General features: G+C 64.8%; 27 protein-coding genes. 16 read left to right on the top strand and 11 right to left on the bottom strand.

Annotated features, from left to right (window positions below; genetic code table 11):
- Window positions 1–2 precede the first annotated feature (2 nt).
- From QXZ85_RS32140 to QXZ85_RS32165, 6 genes are all read right to left on the bottom strand, one after another.
- Entirely contained in the window at window positions 3–326 is a 324-nt protein-coding gene (locus QXZ85_RS32140) for an XdhC family protein (RefSeq protein ID WP_315705993.1), read from the bottom strand.
- Between the two features lie 18 nt (window positions 327–344).
- Window positions 345–1562 carry a VWA domain-containing protein gene (locus QXZ85_RS32145; protein WP_315705994.1) on the bottom strand — a complete coding sequence of 406 codons (1218 nt, stop codon included), beginning with the start codon at window positions 1560–1562 and terminating at the stop codon, window positions 345–347.
- Between the two features lie 92 nt (window positions 1563–1654).
- Entirely contained in the window at window positions 1655–2563 is a 909-nt protein-coding gene (locus tag QXZ85_RS32150) for a MoxR family ATPase (protein WP_315768665.1), read from the bottom strand.
- A 34-nt stretch (window positions 2564–2597) separates the two neighbouring features.
- Window positions 2598–3437, bottom strand: coding sequence for a xanthine dehydrogenase family protein subunit M (locus QXZ85_RS32155; protein WP_315768666.1), 840 nt, complete (start codon window positions 3435–3437; stop codon window positions 2598–2600).
- 32 nt (window positions 3438–3469) lie between these two features.
- Window positions 3470–3955: a (2Fe-2S)-binding protein gene (locus QXZ85_RS32160; protein WP_315705997.1), complete on the bottom strand. Its 486-nt coding sequence runs from the start codon at window positions 3953–3955 to the stop codon at window positions 3470–3472.
- A gap of 138 nt (window positions 3956–4093) precedes the next feature.
- On the bottom strand, window positions 4094–4540 hold the full coding sequence (locus tag QXZ85_RS32165) for a carbon monoxide dehydrogenase subunit G (protein ID WP_315705998.1): 447 nt from the start codon (window positions 4538–4540) through the stop codon (window positions 4094–4096).
- 176 nt (window positions 4541–4716) lie between these two features.
- Here QXZ85_RS32165 and pcaD point away from each other — a divergent pair, with 176 nt between their 5' ends.
- From pcaD to QXZ85_RS32200, 7 genes are all read left to right on the top strand, one after another.
- The gene (gene pcaD, locus QXZ85_RS32170) at window positions 4717–5499 is read left to right on the top strand and encodes a 3-oxoadipate enol-lactonase (protein ID WP_315705999.1); all 783 of its coding nucleotides are present in this window, start codon (window positions 4717–4719) and stop codon (window positions 5497–5499) included.
- 450 nt (window positions 5500–5949) lie between these two features.
- A complete protein-coding gene (locus QXZ85_RS32175; protein WP_315741417.1) occupies window positions 5950–7179 on the top strand; it encodes a 4Fe-4S dicluster domain-containing protein in 1230 nt (409 codons plus the stop codon).
- Complete coding sequence (locus tag QXZ85_RS32180) at window positions 7166–7624, top strand: cyclic nucleotide-binding domain-containing protein (protein ID WP_315706001.1); 459 nt, start codon at window positions 7166–7168, stop codon at window positions 7622–7624. Before QXZ85_RS32175 ends, QXZ85_RS32180 begins: the two co-directional genes overlap by 14 nt.
- A gap of 1 nt (window position 7625) precedes the next feature.
- Entirely contained in the window at window positions 7626–8474 is an 849-nt protein-coding gene (locus QXZ85_RS32185) for an FAD/NAD(P)-binding protein (protein ID WP_315706002.1), read from the top strand.
- A 1-nt stretch (window position 8475) separates the two neighbouring features.
- On the top strand, window positions 8476–9264 hold the full coding sequence (locus QXZ85_RS32190; RefSeq protein WP_315706003.1) for an oxidoreductase: 789 nt from the start codon (window positions 8476–8478) through the stop codon (window positions 9262–9264).
- Window positions 9254–10543, top strand: coding sequence for a Ni/Fe hydrogenase subunit alpha (locus tag QXZ85_RS32195; RefSeq protein WP_315706004.1), 1290 nt, complete (start codon window positions 9254–9256; stop codon window positions 10541–10543). Before QXZ85_RS32190 ends, QXZ85_RS32195 begins: the two co-directional genes overlap by 11 nt.
- Window positions 10540–11037 carry a hydrogenase maturation protease gene (locus QXZ85_RS32200; RefSeq protein ID WP_315706005.1) on the top strand — a complete coding sequence of 166 codons (498 nt, stop codon included), beginning with the start codon at window positions 10540–10542 and terminating at the stop codon, window positions 11035–11037. Before QXZ85_RS32195 ends, QXZ85_RS32200 begins: the two co-directional genes overlap by 4 nt.
- Before the next feature lie 27 nt (window positions 11038–11064).
- Here the strand turns inward: QXZ85_RS32200 and QXZ85_RS32205 are convergent, their stop codons facing one another.
- Both QXZ85_RS32205 and QXZ85_RS32210 read right to left on the bottom strand, forming a co-directional pair.
- Window positions 11065–11592 (bottom strand): hypothetical protein, encoded by a 528-nt coding sequence (locus QXZ85_RS32205; RefSeq protein ID WP_315706006.1) that lies wholly within the window; start codon window positions 11590–11592, stop codon window positions 11065–11067.
- Window positions 11593–11890: 298 nt separating this feature from the next.
- The gene (locus QXZ85_RS32210; protein ID WP_315768667.1) at window positions 11891–12046 is read right to left on the bottom strand and encodes a hypothetical protein; all 156 of its coding nucleotides are present in this window, start codon (window positions 12044–12046) and stop codon (window positions 11891–11893) included.
- 271 nt (window positions 12047–12317) lie between these two features.
- Between QXZ85_RS32210 and QXZ85_RS32215 the strand changes: the two genes are divergently transcribed.
- From QXZ85_RS32215 to QXZ85_RS32235, 5 genes are all read left to right on the top strand, one after another.
- Window positions 12318–13235: an ABC transporter permease subunit gene (locus QXZ85_RS32215; RefSeq protein ID WP_315706008.1), complete on the top strand. Its 918-nt coding sequence runs from the start codon at window positions 12318–12320 to the stop codon at window positions 13233–13235.
- Between the two features lie 53 nt (window positions 13236–13288).
- The gene (gene livM, locus QXZ85_RS32220; protein ID WP_315706337.1) at window positions 13289–14575 is read left to right on the top strand and encodes a high-affinity branched-chain amino acid ABC transporter permease LivM; all 1287 of its coding nucleotides are present in this window, start codon (window positions 13289–13291) and stop codon (window positions 14573–14575) included.
- Window positions 14572–15417 (top strand): ABC transporter ATP-binding protein, encoded by an 846-nt coding sequence (locus QXZ85_RS32225; protein ID WP_315768669.1) that lies wholly within the window; start codon window positions 14572–14574, stop codon window positions 15415–15417. Before livM ends, QXZ85_RS32225 begins: the two co-directional genes overlap by 4 nt.
- Window positions 15414–16148 (top strand): ABC transporter ATP-binding protein, encoded by a 735-nt coding sequence (locus QXZ85_RS32230; protein WP_315762063.1) that lies wholly within the window; start codon window positions 15414–15416, stop codon window positions 16146–16148. Before QXZ85_RS32225 ends, QXZ85_RS32230 begins: the two co-directional genes overlap by 4 nt.
- 137 nt (window positions 16149–16285) lie before the next feature.
- Window positions 16286–17404, top strand: coding sequence for a branched-chain amino acid ABC transporter substrate-binding protein (locus QXZ85_RS32235; RefSeq protein WP_315706011.1), 1119 nt, complete (start codon window positions 16286–16288; stop codon window positions 17402–17404).
- 66 nt (window positions 17405–17470) lie between these two features.
- On the opposite strand, the gene QXZ85_RS32240 is transcribed toward QXZ85_RS32235, so the two are convergent.
- Window positions 17471–17845 carry a response regulator gene (locus tag QXZ85_RS32240; protein ID WP_315706012.1) on the bottom strand — a complete coding sequence of 125 codons (375 nt, stop codon included), beginning with the start codon at window positions 17843–17845 and terminating at the stop codon, window positions 17471–17473.
- 333 nt (window positions 17846–18178) lie between these two features.
- On the opposite strand from QXZ85_RS32240, the gene QXZ85_RS32245 reads away from it, so the two are divergent.
- Window positions 18179–19177 (top strand): P1 family peptidase, encoded by a 999-nt coding sequence (locus QXZ85_RS32245; protein ID WP_315706338.1) that lies wholly within the window; start codon window positions 18179–18181, stop codon window positions 19175–19177.
- Here the strand turns inward: QXZ85_RS32245 and QXZ85_RS32250 are convergent.
- Window positions 19174–19950, bottom strand: a complete 777-nt coding sequence (locus QXZ85_RS32250; RefSeq protein WP_315768670.1) for an EF-hand domain-containing protein — start codon at window positions 19948–19950, stop codon at window positions 19174–19176. The two genes, QXZ85_RS32245 and QXZ85_RS32250, sit on opposite strands and share 4 nt — an antisense overlap.
- Window positions 19951–20182: 232 nt before the next feature.
- On the opposite strand from QXZ85_RS32250, the gene rpe reads away from it, so the two are divergent.
- Genes rpe through QXZ85_RS32265 form a run of 3 tightly spaced genes read left to right on the top strand, consistent with a single transcriptional unit; the run spans window position 20183 to window position 22264 of the window.
- Window positions 20183–20884, top strand: a complete 702-nt coding sequence (gene rpe / locus QXZ85_RS32255) for a ribulose-phosphate 3-epimerase (RefSeq protein ID WP_315706014.1) — start codon at window positions 20183–20185, stop codon at window positions 20882–20884.
- 13 nt (window positions 20885–20897) lie between these two features.
- On the top strand, window positions 20898–21383 hold the full coding sequence (locus tag QXZ85_RS32260) for an ureidoglycolate lyase (protein WP_315706339.1): 486 nt from the start codon (window positions 20898–20900) through the stop codon (window positions 21381–21383).
- 53 nt (window positions 21384–21436) lie between these two features.
- Window positions 21437–22264, top strand: coding sequence for a bifunctional allantoicase/(S)-ureidoglycine aminohydrolase (locus tag QXZ85_RS32265; RefSeq protein WP_315764615.1), 828 nt, complete (start codon window positions 21437–21439; stop codon window positions 22262–22264).
- Window positions 22265–22300: 36 nt separating this feature from the next.
- On the opposite strand, the gene dctA is transcribed toward QXZ85_RS32265, so the two are convergent.
- Complete coding sequence (dctA, locus tag QXZ85_RS32270) at window positions 22301–23632, bottom strand: C4-dicarboxylate transporter DctA (protein ID WP_315706016.1); 1332 nt, start codon at window positions 23630–23632, stop codon at window positions 22301–22303.
- Window positions 23633–23646 lie beyond the last annotated feature (14 nt).

Below are 23646 nucleotides of genomic sequence, written 5' to 3' on the forward strand. Positions count from 1 at the left end.
CGTTACCCGACCTTCTCGACGAACACTCGAATGGTACCACCGCAGGACAGTCCGACATTCCAGGCGGTCTCGTCGGCGACGCCGAACTCCAGCATCTTGGGCTGGCCGCTTTCGATCACGTCCATTGCTTCGGTCACGACCGCGCCCTCGACGCAGCCGCCGGACACCGACCCCAGGAACGTGCCGTCATCATTGATGACCAGGCTGGAGCCGGCCGGACGCGGCGCCGAGCCCCAGGTCTCGACCACGGTGGCGAGCGCCACGCCATGGCCGGCCTTCTGCCAGTCCTCGGCAGCCTTCAGAATATCCTCGTCGCGGTTGAGCATGATGCCTCCTTGCGGAATTCAGGCTGCGGGACGGATCGCGCTGCGGTGATGGGCGGACAGCGGGGACGATAGCGCCGAGATCAGCGTCCCGATCGAGGTCAAGTTATGCACGGGCCGGAATTCGTCAACGTGGGGCAGCATCAATTTGATGCCCTGCGCCTTGGCCTCGAAGCCTGAGTAGCGGAGCAGCGGGTTCAGCCAGATCAGGCGTCGGCAGGAGCGGTGCAGCCGGTCCATCTCGAAGGCGAGCTTGTCATCGGCCTCGCGCTCCAGCCCGTCGGAAATCAGCAGCACGATGGCGCCCTGCCCGAGCACCCGCCGCGCCCACAGCTTGTTGAACGTATGCAGCGAGGTCGCAATGCGGGTGCCGCCAGCCCAATCCTCGACCGAGGCCGAGCAGCTCGCGAGCGCCTCGTCCGGATCGCGCTGCCGCAGCGCGCGACTCACATTGGTCAGCCTTGTGCCGAACAGGAACACCGAGACGCGCTTGCGGGCGTCGGTGATGGCGTGCAGGAAATGCAGGAACAGGCGGGTATATTCGCTCATGGAGCCGGAAATATCGAGCAGCGCCACGATCGGCGCCGGCTTCTCGATCCGTCCCAGCCGCTGGATGTTGATGATCTCGCCCTCGGTGCGCAGCGCCTCGCGCAAGGTCTTGCGCATGTCGATGCGCGCGCCCTTCGGATCCGGCTTGTGGCGGCGCGTCCTGAGCTCCGCCTGCGGCAGCCGCATCTTTTCGATCGCGCGCGTCACCTCGGCGATCTCGGCCGCGCTCATCTGCGCGAAATCCTTCTTCTGCAGCACCTCGCGGTCGGATACCGACAGCCGCAGGTCCTGCTCCAGCGTCTGCGGCTCCTCGTGCATCTGCGGCTGCGCCATCGCCTCCTGGACACGACGCGACGCCGGCTTCGGCTTCTTCTTGGCGTGATCCGGCAGCGGCACCGAATCCAGCATCGACTTCCACTCTTCGGCGGCGCGGAAGAACAGCTCGAAGGCCTGGGCGAAGATCAGCGCGTGCTCGTGGCGCTTGACGAAGATCGATTCCAGCGTGGTGAAGACGTCGGCGCGCTTGCCGATGTCGATCGCCTCCAGCGCCGTCATCGCATCGATCACCGCGCCCGGCCCGACCGGCAGGCCCGCGCCGCGCAAGGCCCGGGCAAAGCCCGCGATATTGTCGGCGATCGCGCCGGTGGGAGGGGCGAGATGGTTGATTGGCGTGGGCACAGCTCTATCCATTTCGTCGTTCCGGGGCGCGAGTGAAACGAGCGAACCCGGAACCTCGAGATTCCGGGTTCGATGCTGACGCATCGCCCCGGAATGACGGAGAACTAACTCTCGCTCGTCGCGTCCTTGATCACCTTTTGCAGCGCATCGCCCTGCATGCGCGCGATATCGTCCTGGTACTTCAACAGCGCCCCGATCGTGTCGCCGACCACCTCGGCCGTCAGCCCGCGGGCATCCAGCTCGGTCAGTGCGGTCGCCCAGTCGAGCGTCTCGGCCACCCCCGGCGACTTGTAGAAATCCTGGTTACGCAGCGCCTGCACGAAGCGCACGATCTGCTGCGACAGCCGCTGCGAGATGCCGGGCAGCCGCGTCTTGACGATCGCAAGCTCGCGCTCGGCCGAAGGATAGTCGACCCAGTGATAGAGGCAGCGGCGCTTCAGCGCGTCGTGGATCTCGCGGGTGCGGTTCGAGGTGATGATCACGATCGGCGGATGCGGCGCCTTGACGGTGCCGAACTCCGGGATCGTAACCTGGAAGTCGGACAGTATCTCCAGGAGATACGCCTCGAACGCTTCGTCGGCACGATCGAGCTCGTCGATCAGGAGCACCGGCGCGCCCGCCACATCCGGCTCCAGCGCCTGCAGCAACGGCCGCTTGATCAGATAGCGCTCGGCGAAAATGTCGGAAGAGAGCTGCTCGCGGTCGACATCGCCACCGGCTTCCGCCAGCCGGATCGCGATCATCTGCGCGGCGCTATTCCACTCATAGACGGCCGAGGCCACGTCGAGCCCCTCATAGCATTGCAGGCGAATCAGCTTGCGCCCGAGCGCGGCCGACAGGACCTTGGCGATCTCGGTCTTGCCGACCCCGGCCTCGCCCTCCAGAAACAGCGGCCGCCCCATGCGCAACGCCAGATAGGTCACCGTCGCCAGCGAGCGCTCGGCGAGATAGCCGCGCGAAGAGAGCAGCTCGAGCATCCCGTCGACAGATCCTGGCAATGCCGCTGCACTCATGCGCCCGCCCGCCTCTTGCTCGCTACAGCCGGTCTCACGAAGCCGGAGCCTCCGATTCTGCCGACGCTTTGGCCTCGGCATTGGCGGCTTCCACCGCACGCCGCGCCAACACGCCGATCAGATGCGCGCGATATTCGGCACTGCCATGGATGTCGCTGTTCAGGCCCTCATGCGACACCGGAATCCCTTCCAGCACCTTGGGCGAGAACCGCTTCTGCAAGGCTTCCTCGAACGCGGTGACCCGGAACACGCCATCGGCTCCGGCGCCGGTGACCGCCACCCGCACATCCGACGGACGCCGCGCCACGAACACGCCGACCAGCGCGTAGCGCGAGGCCTGATTGCGAAATTTCACATAGGCCGCCTTCTTCGGCAGCGGGAAGTTGACCTTGGTGATGATCTCGTCGCCCTCCAGCGCGGTCGTGAACAGGCCCTGGAAGTACTCTTCCGCCTTCAGCTTGCGCTTGTTGGTGACGATGGTGGCGCCGAGCGCGAGGCAGGCGGCGGGATAATCCGCCGTCGGATCGTTGTTGGCGAGCGAGCCGCCGATGGTGCCGCGGTGGCGCACGGCGGGATCGCCGATCAAGCCGGCGAGATGGGCCAGCGCCGGGATCGCCTCACCGACGGTCGGGGAATTGGCAACCTCGGCGTGACGGGCGGTGGCGCCGATCACCAGCGCGCGGCCTTTGATCTCGATCTCGTTGAGCCCCTCGATATGCGAGAGGTCGACCAGATGCGGCGGACTCGCCAGCCGCTGCTTCATCACGGGAAGCAGCGTGTGGCCGCCGGCGATCAGCTTGGCGTCTTCGTTCTTGACCAGAAGATTGGCCGCCTGCCGCACGGTGCCCGGACGGTGATATTTGAATTCGTACATGGGAAATGTCCTGACGCGCGAATGCGCGGGAATTATGCGAGATCGGATTTCGCCATGGCCTTGGCGCCGGCGGCGATCGATTGCACGATGTTCTGATAGCCGGTGCAGCGGCAGAGATTGCCTTCCAGCTCCTCCCGGATGGTTTCCTCGCTGAGATCGTGGCCCTTGCGGTGCACCATGTCGACGGCAGTCATGATCATGCCGGGCGTGCAGAAACCACATTGCAGGCCGTGATTTTCGCGGAATGCCTCCTGCATCGGATGCAGCGGCGCACCATCCGGCGCCAACCCCTCGATGGTCTTGACCTCATGGCCGTCGGCCATCACCGCGAGGGTCGTGCAGGACTTCACCGCCTTGCCGTCGAGATGCACGACGCAGGCGCCGCATTGCGACGTGTCGCAGCCGACATGGGTCCCGGTCAGGCGCAGATTCTCGCGCAGGAACTGCACGAGCAGCGTCCGCGGGTCGACATTCGCCGTGACGGGGTTACCGTTCACAATCAGGGAAATTTTGGCCATTCAGGACTCTCTATTATCGGCGCCACAGCATTGCACTGCAGCACAGCCCGGCAAAATCAGTCGAAAACCATCATATGGGCCGGATCGGCGGTGGGCAACCTCGCCGACCCCTCGCCCAACTGACGTGATTGGTCGAATTTATCCCTGCACGGCCTTGGCAAAATTGGCGAAAAACTCGTCGGCGAGTTTCTTCGCGGCGCCGTTGATCAGGCGCTGGCCGAGCTGGGCGAGCTTGCCGCCGATCTGCGCCTCGACGTTGTAGGAGAGCAGCGTACCGCCGTCCTTATCGGACAGCCCGACCGTGGCACCGCCCTTGGCGAAGCCGGCCACGCCGCCCTCTCCTTCGCCCGTGATCTTGTAGCCATTGGGCGGGTCGAGATCGCTCAACGTCACCTTGCCCTTGAAGCGCGCCGAGACCGGTCCGACCTTCATTTTGGCCGTGGCGCGGAAGCCGTTGTCCTCGGTCCTCTCCAATTCCTCGCAGCCGGGGATGCAAGCCTTGAGAACCTCGGGATCGTTGAGCTTGGCCCACACGGCCTCGCGCGGTGCCGGCAGTTGAACCTCGCCTGTCATCGTCATCGCCATGTGGAAGCTCCCCGGATGGTTTGGTTTAGGGTATTCACCTAATGCACGGCCGTCACAAAGGAAAGAGTGGCGGATGAACGCGGGCGATGCAGAATCGCCGATGCAGCGCGCTGAATTGGCTCCGAACGGGAGGGGCGAATTTGGGCGCCGGAACACCAGGACAAGGACCTTGCCTCATGCCGATGATCGATGCCGACGGTTGCCTCCTCAACGTCACGGTCGAGGGCCGCGACGGTGGGCCGACCCTGATGCTGTCGAACTCGCTCGGCTGTACCCTACAAATGTGGGAGCCACAGATGCGCGCCCTCACGCAGGTATTCCGCGTGATCCGCTATGACCGCCGCGGCCACGGCCGATCTAGCGTCCCGCCAAGCCCCTATTCGGTCGAGCGATTCGGCCGTGACGTGCTCGCGATCCTCGACGACCTCAACATCGAGAAGGTGCATTGGTGCGGGTTGTCGATGGGCGGCATGGTCGGGCAATGGCTCGGCGCCAACGCGCCGGAGCGGCTCGGCAAGATCGTGCTCGCCAACACCGCCTGCCATTATCCGGACCCGACCATCTGGGACACCCGCATCAAGGCCGTCAAGGAAGGCGGGCTGGCCGCGGTCGCCGACACCGTGATCGCGGGCTGGCTGACGGAGGAGTTCCGCGGCCGCAATCCCGAAATCGCCCAGCGGATGAAAGCGATGCTGCTGGCCACCCCGGTCGAGGGCTATCTTGCCTCCTGCGAGGCGCTGCGGACGCTCGACCTGCGCGAGGCGTTGCCGAAGATCAAGAGCCCGACGCTGGTGATTGCGGGCCGCTACGACCGCTCGACGCCGATCACGATGGCGGAAGCGATCCGCAGCCAGATCCCAGGTGCCAGCATGACCATCCTCGACGCGGCGCACATCTCGAACATCGAGGCGACGCTCGCCTTCAATGACGCGGTGCTGGGTTTCCTGACGCAACGCTGATCGATCTTTGCCGATCGATCTTCGTCGCGTCTGCCGCAGCCGCGCACGGCCAACGTGAAAGCCTCGCGGCTTCGCCGCCGATCATGGTGCCAGCGCGTGCCCTGACTCCATGCGATTTCGATTCGCCCCTCCAACCAGGGCTATCGCATATGGCGTCAAGCAGGCGCGGGGCCTCATGGTTCGAGACGCGCGGCTTTGCCGTGCCCTCACCATGAGGGTCTACGACTTCGCCGTGGAAAACGTCATCATCCTGAGGAGCCCGCCGCCGGCGGGCGTCTCGAAGGATGGCCGCAAAGAAGACTGCTCGAAGCTATTTCCAACCATATGCGATAGCCCTGCCCCTCCAACGACGGCACGCCGGGCTTGATCAAGGTCAACGGCCACAGCGGGCGGGACTGTTAAGTCTCCGCCGACCCGAGCAAGGCCGTTTGAGAAGGCCATCGAGGCCGCATGTCCGAAGATCGCCGGAATCGAGAGATCTCGCAGAGCGTCACCGAACCGGCGGCGACGGGCTCCGATCCGTCTGCCACGTCCGCACCGCTGGCCAAAGGAACAAAGGCGATCATGTCGCGCGATGCCCTGCAGGCGCTGATCGACGCGCTGGCCTCGGATCACTGCGTGCTGGGGCCGACCGTGCGTGATGGCGCGATCGCCTATGACGAGATCGCCAAGCTCTCACAACTTCCCGCCGGGTGGACCGACCGCCAGGACGCCGGCAAATATCGCCTGGAGCGGCGGACCGATGACGCGCTGTTCGGCTTTGCCGTCGGGCCGCAATCCTGGAAGCGGTTCCTCCATCCGCCGGTCGCGACGCTGTGGACCGCACACCGCGGCGAGGATGGATTTGCAATCGAACCGCCTCCTCCGGCTCCGCGCAAATTCGCCTTCGTCGGCGTCAGGGCCTGCGAAATTCACGCCATCGCCATCCAGGACAAGGTGTTTTCAACCGGCCCTTACGCAGACGTCGGCTATACGTCGCGGCGCCAGGACGCGTTCATCGTCGCGGTGAATTGTGCTGAGGCCGGAGGCACGTGCTTCTGCGCCTCGATGGGCACGGGACCGCAGGTGGAGAGCGGCTTCGATCTGGCGCTGACCGAGTTGCATGACGAACTGCGTCACGATTTCCTAGTCGAGGCCGGCAGCGACCAGGGGGCCGCGCTGCTCGGCCGCCTGCCCCATGGCGCTGCGGATGACGCAGATCTCGCGGCAGCGGCCGCGGTGGTGGCGCGTACGCGAAGCCAGATGGGCCGGACGCTCGACACCGATGGCATCAAGGATCTGCTGCAAGCCAGCCCGAACCATCCACGCTGGGACACGGTCGCCGAGCGATGTCTCACCTGCGGCAACTGCACCATGGTTTGTCCGACCTGCTTCTGCACGACGGTCGAAGACCATAGCGATCTCACCGGTGACACGGCCGAGCGCGTCCGCAAATGGGATTCCTGCTTCACGCTGGATTTCTCCTATCTGCACGGCGGCAGCGTGCGGCGGAGCGGCGGCGCGCGCTATCGGCAATGGATCACCCACAAGCTTGCGAGCTGGATCGACCAGTTCGGCACGTCCGGCTGCGTCGGCTGCGGACGCTGCATCACCTGGTGCCCGGTCGGCATCGACATCACCGAGGAAGCGGCCGCTATCCGCGCCAACCCGACCAGCGGAGAACAGCATGGTGGGACTTGAGCAGATCCTGAAGGAACATGCCTTCTTCGCCGGATGCCCTGCAGACCAGATCGCGCTGGTGTCCGGCTGCGCCCGCAATCATCGCTTCGACCCTGGCCAATATCTGTTCCACGAAGGCGATGCGGCAGACGAGTTTTTCCTGATCCGACACGGCAAGGTCGCGCTGGAAATTGCTGCGCCCGGCCAGCCGCCGATCGTCATGTCGACGCTCGGCGAAGGCGAGATCGTCGGCGCTTCGTGGCTGCTACCGCCCTATCGGTGGACCTTCGATGCCCGCGCTGTCGAGCTGGTGCGTGCAATCGGCATCGACGCAAAATGCCTGCGCGGCAAATGCGATGCCGACCATCATCTGGGCTATGAAATGATGAAGCGCTTTGCTCCCATCCTGGTGCAACGCCTCCACGACACGCGGCTGCAGATCCTCAACGTCTATGGAAAGCGCTGAGATGACCGTGCCGATCGCACCACCCCGGAGCGATCCCTTCGTGCCACAGCTTTATCGCGTCACGCATCTCCGCCGCGAATTGCCGGACGTCGTGACGCTACAGATCGCACCGTCCCAAGGGTCTCGGCCCAGCTACGCGCCGGGCCAGTTCAACATGCTCTATGCGTTTGCCGTCGGCGAAGCCGCGATCAGCATCAGCGGCGACTGCGCGGACACCACAGGCTTCATGCATACGGTGCGGGATGTCGGCGCCGTGAGCCAGGCGATCGCTGCGCTCGAGGTCGGCGCCACGCTTGGCGTTCGTGGCCCGTTCGGCACGGCGTGGCCGGTCACCGAGGCGGAAGGCTCCGACATCCTCATCGTGGCCGGCGGCCTTGGTCTCGCCCCGCTGCGTCCGGCCATCACCCATGTGCTCGCCAATCGCGCTCGTTATGGCCGCGTCGCGATCCTGGTCGGCTGCCGAAACCCTGCGGATATTCTGTTCCGAGACGAGCTCGCGTCATGGCGCCGGCAACTCGACATCAGCGTCGAGGTCACCGTCGATCATGCCGACAAGACCTGGCGCGGCCATGTCGGTGTAGTGCCTGCCCTGATCCCGCGCATTCCGTTCGACCCGCATAACGCCGTCGCGATGGTCTGCGGCCCGGAGATCATGATGCGGTTCACCGCCAATGCGCTGCGCGATGCCGGCGTCGCGTCGGACCGCATCTATCTGTCGATGGAGCGCAACATGAAGTGCGCCATCGGCCTTTGCGGCCACTGCCAGTTCGGACCGGCCTTCATCTGCAAGGACGGTCCCGTGATGCGATTCGACCGGATCGAACGCATCTTCGCTGTCCGGGAGATTTGAGATGGAGCAGGTGATCGACCGAGACAGGCGCCCGCGGCTCGCGGTCTGGAAATTCGCCTCCTGCGACGGTTGCCAGCTGTCGCTGCTGGATTGCGAGGACGAACTCCTGACACTGGCCGGCGCGGTCGAGATCGCCAATTTTCCGGAAGCTTCGAGCGCCGTTCTCGACGGCCCTTACGATCTCTCGCTGGTCGAAGGGTCGATCACCACCGCGCACGACGCGGAACGCATCATGATGGTGAGACAGCAATCCAGGCATCTGGTGACGATCGGCGCCTGTGCTACGGCCGGCGGCATCCAGGCGTTGCGCAATTTCGCCGACGTGAACGATTTCGTCGCCGCGGTCTATGCCTCCCCGCACTACATCTCCACGCTCGCCACTTCGACGCCGATCTCGGCGCATGTCACCGTCGACTACGAACTGCATGGCTGCCCGATCAACAAGCATCAGCTCATCGAGGTGATCTCGGCCTTCCTTGCCGGACGTAAGCCCGCGATCCCCTCCCATAGCGTCTGCATCGAGTGCAAGCAGCGCGGCACGGTCTGCGTGATGGTTCAAGGCCAGCCGTGCCTCGGACCGGTGACCCATGCGGGCTGTGGCGCGATCTGTCCGGCCTACCGGCGCGGCTGCTACGGCTGCTACGGCCCGATGGAGACACCCAACATGGCGGCCTTGGCGCGCGAGTGGCGCGCGCTGGGCGCCAGCGCACGCGATGTCAGCCGCGCCCTGCAGACCTTCAACGCCGCAGCCGAACCGTTCCGAAAGGAAAGCGAGGCCCATGCCGACTAAGTCAATCAAGGTCGACTATCTCGCCCGGGTCGAGGGCGAAGGCGCGCTGGACATCGCGATCGTTGACGGCAAAGTCGCCTCGGCGCAGCTACGCATCTTCGAGCCGCCGCGCTTCTTCGAGGCGTTCCTGCGCGGGCGCGGATACGCCGAGACGCCCGACATCGTCGCGCGGATCTGCGGCATCTGCCCGATCGCCTATCAGATGAGCGTGGTCCATGCGATCGAGAACGCGTTTGGGGCCAAGGTCGAGGGCCAGCTCCGCGCCTTGCGCCGGCTGATCTATTGCGGAGAATGGATCGAGAGCCATGCCCTGCATGTCGTGATGCTGCATGCGCCCGACTTCCTGGGCTTTCCCGACGCGATCCGGATGGCGCAGCAGCATGGCGAGGTGGTCCGCAATGCGCTCACGCTGAAGAAGGCCGGCAACGAGATCATGCGTGTGCTCGGCGGACGCGAGATCCATCCGGTCAATGTCAAGCCCGGCGGCTTCCATCGCGTGCCGAGCCGCGCCGAGTTGCAGCCGCTCGCCGCTCGGCTGGAGAACGCGCGCGACATCGCCGTTCAGCTGGTGCGCTGGGTCGCAACCTTCCCCTTTCCGGATTACGAGCAGGACTACGAATTCGTGGCGCTGCGCCACTCCGACGAATATCCCTTCAACGAAGGGCGGCTCGTCTCCAGCCGCGACATCGATATCGACATCGCCGATTACGAATCGGAGTTCGAGGAGCGGCACGTTCCGCACTCGACCGCGCTGCATGCGCTGTTGAAGCGACGTGGCGCCTATCTGGTCGGCCCGCTCGCCCGCTACGCGCTGAATTTCGACCGCCTGCCATCGGCGGTCCAGACGCTCGCCGAGGAGGTCGGCCTATCTCCGGTGTGCCGGAATCCTTATCAGAGCATTGTGGTGCGGGCGCTCGAAATCCTGTTCGCCTGTGAGGAAGCGCTTCGCATCATCGCAGCCTATGAGCAGCCGGCGGTCGCCGCCGTGCCCCTCGTCCCCCGCGCGGCCACCGGATTCGGCTGCACCGAAGCGCCGCGCGGCATCTGCTGGCATCGCTATGAGTTCGCATCGGACGGAAGCATCGAGCGGGCGCGCATCGTCCCGCCGACCTCGCAGAATCAGCCGAGCATCGAGGCCGATCTCGCCGCCGTTGCAGGTTCGATGCTCGACCAGCCGGACGAGATCATCCGCGCTCGCTGCGAGCAGACCATCCGCAACTACGATCCCTGCATTTCCTGCTCCACGCACTTTGTGAATCTGACGGTCCACCGATCGTGAACGCCTCTATACAGCGGCGGATCGCCGTCCTCGGCATCGGCAATATCGACCGCGGCGATGACGCCGTTGGCGTGCGTGTCGCGGAGCGATTGGCGGGACGCCTGCCGCCCGGCGTGGCGCTCGCCGTTTGCCGTGGCGATTTCCTCGGCCTTGTCGCGGATTGGGCGAGTTGCGACGCGCTGATCTGCGTTGACGCCGCCGCCCCGATGGGAGCACCCGGGCGCATCCATCGTGTCGATGCCGCCAAGGACGAGATGCCGCCCCGCCCACGTCTCGCCTCGAGTCATGCCTTCGGTCTGGCCGAGGCGATCGCCCTCGCCCGCCAGTTGGACGGCCTCCCGATATCCACGATCGTCTATGCGGTGGAGGGTCGCTGCTTCGATGCAGGCCGCACGATGACGCCGCAAGTGGCCGCGGCCGTCGAGACCGTCATAGAACGGGTCATGACGGAGATCGGCCGGTTGAATGACATCGAGGCAACAACCGACATCTGAAGCCGCAGCGAGCCCGACCAGCCGCGATCAGGCGGTAGGCGCAGCCGAGTGTCCGGCCCCGTGCGGCGCACCCGCGTCGCTTGCAGTTCGTGCCAGGAGTTGCGTCGGCTGCTCCACCAGCATCACGATCGCGGTGCCAAGCAGCAGCATCAATTCGGTCGCGTGCAGCCGCAGCGCCTCGGCCTCCCCGACCCGGGATGCCACGATCATGCTGAAGAAGCTGACGACGCTGCCGAGGCCGAGCGCAATCCCAAGCGTCTCGTCGGCGGCTCCGGTCCGGCGCGCGGCCGGCAAGCTGATCAGGATCAGGAAGATCGCAAAGAAGCCCGCGACCGTGAGCCGCGCCAGCGCCAGCAGCCAGGCTGCGCGCACCGTGCCGACACCGGCCAGATGCAGGTAGTCGCTGACGAACAGCGCAACCGAGATGTTGGGCCGCTCGAACAGGCCATGAACGGGCGCGACCATGATCCGGAACGCGATGATGCTCCATACTGGGATGAAGTAGGCCGCAAGCAGCGCGCCGCTGAAGGAACTGAGCCGCCAGTTCTTGAACATACTGTTCTCCCGCCGTCCCCCTGCCCGAAAGGCCGTGGTGCCGATCTGACGGAGTTAACGCGCTGAAATTACGGCGGGCAATTTAAACCCTTCGTTTACCTTAACTGCGGCGCCCGGTGCTTTGGTACCTGCCCCCCCCCCGGCGCGCGCAGGCTCCTGCCCAAGGCGTCCCCTCACAAGTCATCCTCAAGTCATGCTCAAGACCGCGGGCCAGGCGCCCCAGGGTAAAGGCGCCCCTCTGCCAAGGCAGAAGGCCCCACCGCTGGGCGGGGCCTTCTTGTGAATTCATCGACGCGAACTAGCGCTGCCGACCCGGGTCCTGCTGTTGCTGGCCGGGCTGTTGCCCGCCGCCCTGCTGCTGCTGGCCAGGCTTCTGATTGGGTTTCTGGCTGGGATTCTGGCTCTGTTGGCCGGGGTTCTGTTGACCGGGGTTCTGGTTCATCTGACTGCTCATCGCAGGATCTCCCTTTGTGAACGTCGCAGCTATCTAATCCAAAACTCCAACTAACGTTGCATGGAACAATCCGTTCCTCCGCGACTATTCACGGCAATTCTGCGGCGAGGCCGTTACAACCGTAGCGGCGCCGCCAAAGAAGGCGGGATAAGCCTGCATTTGCGGCAGCGCACTCTGTTGCCGCCCGCAGTTCCTTGCTGTTAGAACCTCAAGATGCGTCGCTTCGAGGCGCACGCTCCTCGCCGCGTTTGCGAACCACTCTCGGTAGTCAATGGATTACTTCGCGCAGCAGCTCATCAACGGCCTGGTTCTCGGCTCCATCTATGGCCTGATCGCCATCGGCTACACGATGGTCTATGGCATCGTCGGCATGATCAACTTCGCCCATGGCGACATTTTCATGATCGGCGGGTTCATCGCGCTGATCTCGTTCCTGGTCCTGGTCTCGATCGGAATGACCGCGGTTCCGGTGATCCTTCTGATCGTGCTCCTGGTTGCGATGGCAACCACCGCCCTCTACGGCTGGACCGTCGAGCGGATCGCCTACCGGCCGCTGCGACACTCGTTCCGGCTCGCGCCGATGCTGTCGGCGATCGGCATGTCGTTCGTGCTGACGAACTATTCGCAGGTCGCGCAAGGCGCGCGCGTCAAGCCGGTGCCGCCGATCGTCACCGGGGGCTACACCCTGCACGAGAGTTCCGATGGCTTTGTCGTGCAGCTCTCCAACATCCAGATCGTCGTGGTCGTCACGACAATCGTGCTGCTGGCGCTGTTCACCTGGCTGGTGTCGCGCACCCGGCTCGGGCGTGACATGCGCGCCTGCGAGCAGGATCAGACCATGGCCTCGCTGCTCGGCGTCGACGTCGACCGCACCATCTCCATGACCTTCGTGATCGGCGCGGCGCTCGCTGCGGTCGCCGGCATGATGTATCTGCTCTATTACGGCCTGGTCGATTTCTTCATGGGCTTCGTGGCCGGCATCAAGGCGTTCACGGCCGCGGTGCTCGGGGGCATCGGCTCGCTGCCCGGGGCAATGCTTGGCGGCCTTGCGATCGGCCTGATCGAGACCTTCTGGTCGGCTTATTTCTCGGTCGAGTACAAGGACGTCGCGGCGTTCTCGATCCTGATCGTGGTGCTGATCTTCCTGCCGACCGGCCTGCTCGGCCGGCCCGAAGTCGAAAAAGTCTGAACGGGTCCGGCGTGAGCGCACCACATCCCGCATCGTCGAAGACCGCCCAACCGATGGGGGCGGCCGCCATCTTCAAGAAAGCGTTCCTGAGTGCGCTGGTCGCGCTTGGCCTGTTCTCGCTGATGATCGGAGTCAGGACCGAAGCCGGCCCGACCGGGCAGCTCATCTATTGGACTCGTTTCGACGAACTCGCCGAACTCGTTGGCGCAGTCTTCATCGGATCGATCGCGGTCGAACTGTTCCGGCTCTGGCTGGGGCCCCGCGGCGGCGCGGCCGGACTGATCCCGCCCGTGGTCGGGCGCGGCATGGCGGCGGCAGGCCGGTTCGTCGCGCCGGCGCTGCTCGGCATCGCGTTCCTGGTTCCGGTCATCTTCTACAAGCAGCCCTATATTATCGACCAGGCGATCCTGGTCCTGACCTATGTGATGTTGGGCTGGGGGCTGAACATCGTGGTCGGCTTGGCGGGTCTGCTCGACCTCGGCTATGTCGCGTTCTACGCGGTCGGCGCTTACTCCTACGGCCTGCTCTCGACCAGCTTCGGGCTGTCGTTCTGGATCTGCCTGCCGCTGGCCGGCATCCTCGCCGCATTCTGGGGCGTGCTGCTCGGTTTCCCCGTGCTGCGGCTGCGCGGCGACTATCTCGCCATCGTGACGCTGGCCTTTGGCGAAATCATCAGGCTGGTCCTGATCAACTGGCAGGACCTGACCGGCGGCCCCAACGGCATCTCGGGAATCCCGCGCCCCAGCCTGTTCGGCTACACGCTGACCCCCGGTCCGAACGGCCTCGCCTCCGCCTTCGGGATCCCGTTTTCGCCGAGCCAGCGGCTTGGCTTCCTGTTCTACCTGATCCTGGCGCTGGCGCTGCTGACCAACTGGGCCACGATCCGGCTGCGCCGGCTGCCGATCGGACGGGCCTGGGAAGCGTTGCGCGAGGACGAGATCGCCTGCCGCGCGCTCGGCATCAACATCACGACGACCAAACTCACGGCGTTCGCAACCGGGGCGATGTTCGGCGGTTTCGCCGGCGCCTTCTTCGCCACGCGCCAAGGCTTCATCAGCCCCGAATCCTTCTCCTTCCAGGAATCAGCGTTGGTGCTGGCCATCGTAGTGCTCGGCGGCATGGGCTCGCAGCTCGGCGTCGCACTCGCGGCACTCGCGATGATCGGCGGGTTCGAGCTTTTCCGCAGCCTCGAGGTCTACCGCATGCTGGTGTTCGGCATGGCGATGGTGCTGCTGATGATCTGGCGGCCCCGCGGCATCATCGGCCACCGCGCGCCGACCGTCTATCTGCAGAAAGCGCAGGCGATCTCGTCCGACCTCGTGAAGGAGGGCCACGGATGAGGGCCGATGCTGCCGTACCGCCGATCCTCTCCGTCGAAAACCTGGCCATGCGGTTTGGCGGCATCGTTGCGGTCAATGACTTGTCGTTCGCGGCCGGGCCGCGGCAGATCACCGCGCTGATCGGCCCCAACGGGGCCGGCAAGACCACGGTCTTCAACTGCATCACCGGCTTCTACAGGCCGACCTCCGGCACGATCCGGCTCACCCATCCCGATGGCGCACAGTTCGAGTTGCAGAAGCTGAACGACTTCAGGATCTCGAAGCTCGCAAAGGTCGCACGCACCTTTCAGAACATCCGCCTGTTCCCCGGCATGACTTTGCTGGAGAACCTCATGGTGGCGCAGCACAACGCCTTGATGCGCGCCTCCGGCTTCACGCTCCTCGGTCTACTCGGCGTGCCGTCTTATCGCCACGCCGAGCAGCAAGCGATCGACAATGCGATCGTCTGGCTGAAGCGCGTCAACCTGCTCGACCGCGCCGATGACGCCGCCGGCAATCTCGCCTATGGCGACCAGCGCCGGCTCGAGATCGCGCGCGCCATGTGCACGCAGCCGGCGTTGCTCTGCCTGGACGAGCCGGCGGCCGGCCTGAACGCCCGCGAGAGCGGCGCACTGAGCGAATTGCTGCTTTCGATCCGCGCCGATTACGGCACCTCGATCCTGCTGATCGAGCACGACATGAGCGTCGTGATGGAAATCTCCGATCGAGTCATAGTGATGGACTATGGCGTCAAGATCGCGGAGGGCGCGCCAAGCGAGGTTCGCAACGATCCGAAGGTGATCGCGGCCTATCTCGGCAGCGACGAAGAAGAGGCCATTGCCGTGATGGAGGCTCAAGCGTGAGCGCCCCCCTCCTCGCGATCCGCAATCTCCGCGCGGCCTATGGCAAGATCGAAGCGCTCAAGGGCGTCGATCTCGACATCAAGGCGGGCGAGATCGTTGCGCTGATCGGCGCCAACGGCGCCGGCAAGTCGACCTTGATGATGACGATCTTCGGCCGGCCCCGCGCGAGTTCCGGCCACATCCTGTTTGACGGAGCCGACATCACGCAGGTGCCGACCCATCAGATCGCCCGGCTCAGAATCTCACAATCGCCGGAAGGGCGGCGCATCTTCCCGCGCATGAGCGTGGCGGAAAACCTTCAGATGGGCGCCGACGCCACCGAGACCAGCGAGGCCGAGCGCGCGAACAGTCTCGATCGCGTCTTCGCCCTGTTCCCGCGGCTGAAGGAGCGGATGGAGCAGCGCGGCGGCACCCTGTCCGGCGGCGAGCAGCAGATGCTCGCGATCGGGCGCGCCCTGATGAGCCGCCCGCGCCTGCTACTTTTGGATGAGCCCTCGCTTGGCCTCGCTCCCCTCATCGCGCGGCAGATTTTCGACGCCATCCGCACGCTCAACCGGCAGGACGGGCTGACCGTGCTGATCGTCGAACAGAACGCCAACCATGCGCTCAAACTCGCGCATCGCGGCTATGTGCTGGTCAACGGCCTGATCACATTGGCCGGCTCGGGCGCTGAGTTGCTGCAGCGGCCGGAGATCCGCGCCGCCTATCTCGAGGGCGGACGCCACGCCTAGCTGCCGGTTTTAGATTCGTTCCGAGCACCATCTGCCCGAATTTTGCCGGTGACTTCGCGATAAAATCAGCCACAATGCGGCCGGTCTTACCACCCGGCCGTCCCGGGACGTCCGTATTGATCATTCGAGGATTTCTCATGAAACCACTCAAACTCTTCGGCTTGGCTCTGGGCGCAACGCTCGCGCTCTCGACGGCAGCGCTAGCGGATGACCTCACCGTTGCGGTGGCCGGTCCCATGACCGGCGGCGAATCCGCCTTCGGACGGCAGATGAAGAACGGCGCGGAGATGGCGGTGGCCGACCTCAACGCCGCAGGCGGCCTGCTCGGCAAGAAGCTCACGCTCGACGTCGAGGACGATGCTTGCGATCCTAAGCAGGCGCGCTCGGTCGCCGAGAAGATTGCCGGTGCCGGCATTCCGTTCGTCGCGGGCCACTACTGTTCGTCGTCGTCGATCCCGGCGTCCGAGGCCTACGCCGATGGCAATGTGTTGCAGATCACGCCAGCCTCGACCAACCCGACCTTCACCGAGCGCAAGCTGTGGAACGTCGCTCGCGTCTGCGGCCGTGACGACCAGCAGGGTGCGGTCGCCGCCGCCTACATCGCGAAGACCTTCAAGGGCAAAAACATCGCGATCCTCAACGACAAGACCACCTACGGCAAGGGTCTGGCCGACGAGACCAAGAAGGCGCTCAACAAGGCAGGCGTGACCGAGAAGCTGTATGAGTCCTACAACAAGGGCGACAAGGACTTCAACGCGATCGTCTCGCGCCTGAAGCGCGAGAACATCGATCTCGTCTATGTCGGCGGCTACCATCAGGAGGCCGGCCTGATCCTGCGTCAGATGCGCGACCAGGGCCTGAAGACGATCCTGATGGCGGGCGATGCGATGGCCGACAAGGAATACGCTTCGATCACCGGCCCCGCGGCAGAAGGCACCCTCTTCACCTTCGGTCCGGACCCGCGCAAGAAGCCGACCGCGGCGGCCATCGTGGACAAGTTCAAGGCCAAGAACATCGATCCCGAAGGCTACACGCTCTACACCTACGCGGCGATGCAGGTGTGGTCGCAGGCGGCGAAGAAGGCCGGCACCACCGACCCCAAGAAGGTGATGGACGCCATCAAGGCCGGCTCGTGGGATACCGTGATCGGCAAGCTCGAATACGACTCCAAGGGCGACATCAAGCAGCTCGACTACGTCGTCTACAAGTGGGATGCGAACGGCAACTATGCCGAGATCAACCCGAAGGGGTCCTGATCGAAGTCCGACACGAATAGCGAACTACGAACGCCCCGGTTCGCCGGGGCGTTTTTCTTTTGCGGGTCAGGCCGAGGCGGCCACCGCCGTCCGTGCGGCGGCGACGGCGCGCATCAGCTCGGCCGGTCGAAACGGCTTTTGCAGATAGACGACGCGTCTCAGCTCGTCCGAAGGCGCAACCCCATCGAAGGCGGTCATGCCGGAGACCGCAACGACGGGCAGGTCCGGAATCGTCTCGCGCATCGCCGCGACCAAATCGAGGCCGTTGGAGTCGCCCAGAAAGACGTCGACGATCGCAGCATCGCACGGCGTATCCTTCAGCGCTTGAAGCCCGGCGGCCGCACTCGCGGCCTCTGCGACATCGAAATGATTGACGCGCAGCACCATGCAGATCATCGCGCGAACATCCTTCTGATCGTCGACAACGAGAATGCGCGGCATGAACGGCTCCAGCGTTTGTGGGTTCGACTAAGACCAGGAACGGAACCCAGATACAACCATGGGTATGTGTATGAGATCCGCGGTAAAGGTGCAGTTACCTCATCAATCGGCACTTACATATGACAAATTATCGATCGGTAAAATGTGACCTCAATCGATCCAGACCCGCTTACCTCGCCGTCCTCAACCTCACGGTGAAGGCACATGGCGAAGGGAAAATATCCCGATCGCAAGCGTGGGCTGGCATGGGGATCCAGGGCGCGCTCGAACGTTGAGGCGCAGCGCGTGTTGCGCTACGAGCTGGCTGACACGATGCAGCCGAGAGACCGTCACGTGAAGAACCTCCTCACCGATGTCAAAGGTGTGCATGTCGGCAATGCCGACGATCCCAAGCTCGCCTCCGGGGTGACCGTGATCCTGTTCGACACCCCGGCGGTCGCGGCGATCGACATTCGCGGCGGCGGTCCGGGTTTGCGCGACGACGCCCTGCTCGATCCCGTCAATACCGTCGACCGGATCGACGCGATCGCACTGTCCGGCGGCTCAGGCTTCGGCCTGGATGCCGGCGGCGGTGTACAAGCCTGGCTCGCGGAACAGGGCCGCGGCTTTGCGGTGCATGACGCGCTGATCCCGATCGTACCCGGGGCGGTCATCTTCGATCTGCTGAACGGCGGCGACAAGTCCTGGGGTCGCTTTGCACCCTATCGTGATCTCGGCTACGCGGCGGCCGCAGCTGCGGGCACCGATTTCAAGCTCGGCAGCGTCGGAGCAGGCCTGGGAGCCACCACCGCCAATTTCCAGGGCGGGCTCGGCTCGGCCTCGGCGATGACGTCAGGCGGAATCACGGTCGCCGCGCTTGCCGTGGTCAATGCGGTCGGCAGCGTCACGATCGGCAACGGGCCGTGGTTCTGGGCAGCCCCATTTGAAGTGAACGGCGAGTTCGGCGGACGCGGCCAGCCCGCCTCGTTCACGCCGGACATGCTCGCGATGCGCATCAAGGGAGGTCCGGCGGCAACGGCGGCAGAAAACACCACGGTCTCAGCGGTGGTAACGGACGCGATCCTGACCAAGGCGCAAGCGAAACGGCTCGCCATGATCGCGCAGACCGGCATGGCGCGAGCGATCTATCCGGTGCATCTGCCGCTCGACGGCGATGTGGTGTTCGCGGCCGCCACCTGCGAGAAGCCGATCGAACCGCTGGTCGAACTGAGCGAACTCGGCATGGTCGCCGCCAACGTGCTGGCGCGGGCGATCGCGCGTGGCGTCTATCACGCGACGGCCCTGCCCTTTGCCGGCGCGCTGCCGGCCTGGCAGGACCGGTACGGAAGCTAGGCGCTGACGGCGGAGGCGGACGAAGCCGAATTTGACAGCACGTTCGACTCGCGCTGGATCAGCTTCTCGATCAAATTGTAGGACGAACTCGCAGAGCTCGCGCTGGCCGACGCCGCCGGTGAGGTCATGGTCACCTTGGAGCCGTCCGCATAGGTGATGGTGGTCGTGGTCGAGCCGTCGCTATTGTTGCTCGAACTACTCGAGGCACCCGATAGCGCCTGCATCAGGGCATCGCTGCTCGCGTTCATCCCGTTCGAACCGCTGCCGTCGTTGGCGCTGGCGGCCTGATTATGGCGACCGGAATGCCCGCCCTTCAGCGCGGATTTCAGCTCATCGAAGCTGACATTGCCGTCGCCGTTGCTGTCGAGCTTGCCGAACACGCTGTCGGCATTGGCGACATTGGTGCCGCCGGCGCCGAGTGCGCTTTCGAATTCCGACTTGCTGATCTGGCCGTTGCCGTTGCCGTCGAGCTGCGAGAACAGGTCCTGCAGCGGGTCCTTGAACGAGGTGGAGCCCGATGACGCGCTCGTCCCCGACTGGCTCTGCGCCGCGATCAGGGCGCTCATGGTCTCCGAGGAGATCTGCGCCGAGCCGCCGCTCGTGCTCGGCTGCCAGGGCGTGAAGTTTGCCGACGAGTTCGTCGAGCCTGACCCGCCGAGAAAATCGAACAGACCCGAGCCGGAGCCGTTCGATTGGCTCGCGCCGGATCTTGATGACCCCAGCGACTGCAGGCCTTCCAGGATCGACGAGGCGGCCCCAAGCGCAAACCACATGGCAGGACTCCGAAAGAGCGCCCCGGCAAGCGAGGCGAAACCTTATGCGATGCCCTCCTCGCAAGCACCGTGCCAATCGCAACGCGCTGATATGTCCAGCTTTTTCCGATCGCTCCCGCGATGACCCAGGCATTTCATGCCGCAAGCAGGTCAATTTTGCCGGCCTTACGTTGCCGGAATTGCGTCTGCATGTTAGGGCGCTCTGAATGTCAGTCCGCCGGGAGACAACGCCATGACTCAAGCCTTCACGCCGCGTCCACTCGTCATCGCGCCCTCGATCCTGGCTTCCGATTTTTCCAGGCTCGGCGAGGAAGTTCGCGCAGTCGATAGTGCCGGCGCCGACTGGATCCATCTCGACGTGATGGATGGGCATTTCGTTCCGAACATTTCCTACGGCCCCGACGTCATCAAGGCGCTGCGCCCGCACACCAAGAAGGTATTCGATGCCCATCTGATGATCGCGCCCTGCGATCCCTATCTCGAGGCGTTCGCCAAGGCCGGCTGCGACCACATCACCATCCATGCCGAGGCCGGCCCGCATTTGCATCGCTCGCTGCAGGCGATCCGCGCGCTCGGCAAGAAGGCCGGCGTCTCGCTCAATCCCGCGACGCCGCTCAACGCGATCGAATATGTGCTCGACATGATCGACCTCGTGTTGATCATGTCGGTCAATCCGGGCTTCGGCGGCCAGGCCTTCATCCCCTCCGCGCTCGGCAAGATCCAGGACCTGCGCGCCATGGTCGCGGGCCGGCCCATCGATATCGAGGTCGATGGCGGCGTCGGGCCCGAGGTCGCCGGACAACTGGCTGCAGCCGGCGCCAACGCCTTTGTCGCGGGCTCTGCCGTATTCAAGGGCGGCACGATGGAATCCTATCGCGGCAACATCTCCGCCATCCGCAGCGCCGCTGCGCTCGCGCGTGGCGAAGCCATCTGAGCTCGGACCGCCGATGCTGCAGATCACGCCCCAGCCCTTGACCAAGGCGGGCTTTGCGCGCTTCGGCGATGTCGTCGAGATCGACGGCGCCGAACCGATCGAAATCAACCAGGGTTTTGCGCGGCGCTTCAATGGTCTTGCCGGTATCGACGTGACCAGCGGCGGCGCCTCGGTCAATATCAGCCTGTTCGAGGCAAGGCCGCGCCCGCTGCCGATCGAAATCAAGCTGATGGAGCGGCACCCGCTGGGCAGCCAATTGTTCATGCCGCTGCAGGACAGGCCCTGGCTGGTACTGGTCTGCGACGACCCGCGCGATCCCTCAAGCTATCGCGCCTTTACCGCGAGCGGTCGGCAAGGCGTGAACTACGCGCGAAATATCTGGCATCATCCACTTTTGGTGCTCGGGGAAGGAGAGCGCTTCCTGGTCGCCGACCGCCTCGGTGCTGACAATCTCGAGGAAGTATGGCTGGATCGGCCGCTGTCGCTGACGCCGGCATGACGGCGCGCGCAGACTGATACTGCCGGCCTTTATTGCCGGCTTGGAGCAAGACGATGGACGAACCCTATTTCATTCCCCGCGGCGGGCATCCGCCGCAGACTGACCTTCTGACGGGGCGTGCCGTCTTCACCGAGGCCTATGCGGTCATCCCCAAGGGCGTGATGCGCGACATCGTCACCTCGGCGCTGCCGTTCTGGGACAAGACCCGGGTCTGGGTGATCGCGCGTCCCCTCTCCGGCTTCGCCGAGACCTTCTCGCAATACATCGTGGAGGTCGCGCCCGGTGGCGGCAGCGAGAAGCCCGAGCCAGACCCGGAAGCCGAAGGCGTATTGTTCGTGGTCGGCGGCGAGGTCACGCTGACGCTGGCCGGCACCGAGCACCGGCTGCGCCACGGCGGCTACGCCTTCCTGCCCCCGGCGTGCCAATGGACACTCCGCAACGCCGGCACGGGACCTGCGACCTTCCACTGGATCCGCAAGGCCTATCAGGCGGTGCCAGGCATTCCCGCACCCGACGCTTTCGTCACCAACGAGGCCGAGATCTCACCCGCTCCGATGCCGGAAACACAGGGGCGCTGGGCGACGACGCGCTTCGTCGATCCGCTCGACGTGCGTTACGACATGCATGTCAACATCGTCACCTTCGAGCCGGGCGCAGTGATCCCGTTCCTGGAGACGCATGTGATGGAGCATGGACTCTACGTGCTCGAGGGCAAGGCGGTCTACAAGCTGAACCGCGACTGGGTCGAGGTCGAGGCCGGCGACTTCATGTGGCTGCGCGCCTTCTGCCCGCAGGCCTGCTACGCTGGCGGCCCCGGCCGCTTCCGCTACCTGCTCTACAAGGACGCCAACCGCCACATGCCGCTGCGGCCGTTCCGGTAAGCGGCAGGTCGTCCCGCAACGATCAAGTCACGTATCTCACGTGGCTTGATACTCGACCTCATCCGAGCTGCCGCGATCGAGCACCTTGACCGCCTTGGCGTGGTCGAGATCGTTTTCCCAGGCCGCAACCACGACCGTGGCGACGCAATTGCCGATCAGGTTGCCGACGGCGCGGGCGATGCCGACGAACCAGTCGACCGAGAGCACCAGCACAAGGCCGATCGCCGGGATCGCCGGCACCGCCCCCAAGGTCGCAGCCAGGATCACGATCGCCGAGCCCGGCACACCATGCGCGCCCTTCGAGGTGATCAGAGAGACTCCGAGCACCAGCAGGAGTTCGCTGACCGACAGCGGCGTGTTGGTGGCTTGCGCGATGAACACGACTGCAAGCGTCAGGTAGATCGAGAACGCATCGAGGTTGAAGGAATAGCCGGTCGGGATGACGAGGCCGACCACCTCTTCCTTGACGCCCATCGCCTCGAGCTTGCGCATGATCTGCGGCAGCACGGCATCGGACGAGGCCGTGGCCAGCACGATCATCAGCTCTTCCTTCAGATAGCGCAGGAGCTTGAACAGGCTCAGGCCGGCCAGCCGCATCACGATGCCGAGCGCGACGACGACGAACAGCGCGACCGAGACATAGAACAGCAGGACCAGCGTCAACAGCTGCTGCAGCGAGCCGATGCCGTATTTGCCGACCGTGAAACCGATCGCGCCGAGCACGCCGAGCGGCGCCACGCGCACGATCAGGCCCATGGCGCGAAACAGCACCTTGGCGGTGGCGTCGACGAAGGTCACGACCGGCTTGGCCGGCTCGCCGACCAGCGCCAGGCTGACGCCGAAGATCACCGCGAAGAACAGCACCTGCAGCACGTCATTGCGCGAGAAGGCGTCGAACGCAGTCGAGGGGATGATGTTGAGGATGAAGCCGCCGAGCCCGCCGCCCTGCAGCTTGTGCGCATTGTCCGCGAAGCTCGCGAGGGCCTTCGGATCGAGCTTGGCGACATCGATGTTCATGCCATGGCCGGGACCGAAGACCAGCGCGAGGATCAGGCCGAAGGCGAGCGCAACGGTGGTCATGCCCTCGAAATAAACCAGCGCCTTGATCCCGACCCGGCCGACTTTCCGCAAGTCCCCGGCGCTGGCAATACCGTGCACGACCACGCAGAACACGATCGGCGCCACCACCATCGAGATCAGCTTGAGGAAGGCGTCGCTGAAGAATTTCAGCGCCTGGCCCGTTTCCGGCGAGACGAAGCCGATCAGGATGCCCAGGATCAGCGCCACCACGACTTGGACGAACAGCGACCCGAACAGGCTGCCGCCGCCGCGCGATGTCCTGACTACCCCCGCATCCGTTGCCGTCATAAGAAGCTCCTATC

Source organism: Bradyrhizobium sp. SZCCHNGR1005 (assembly GCF_032489995.1).
Classification (GTDB): domain Bacteria; phylum Pseudomonadota; class Alphaproteobacteria; order Rhizobiales; family Xanthobacteraceae; genus Bradyrhizobium.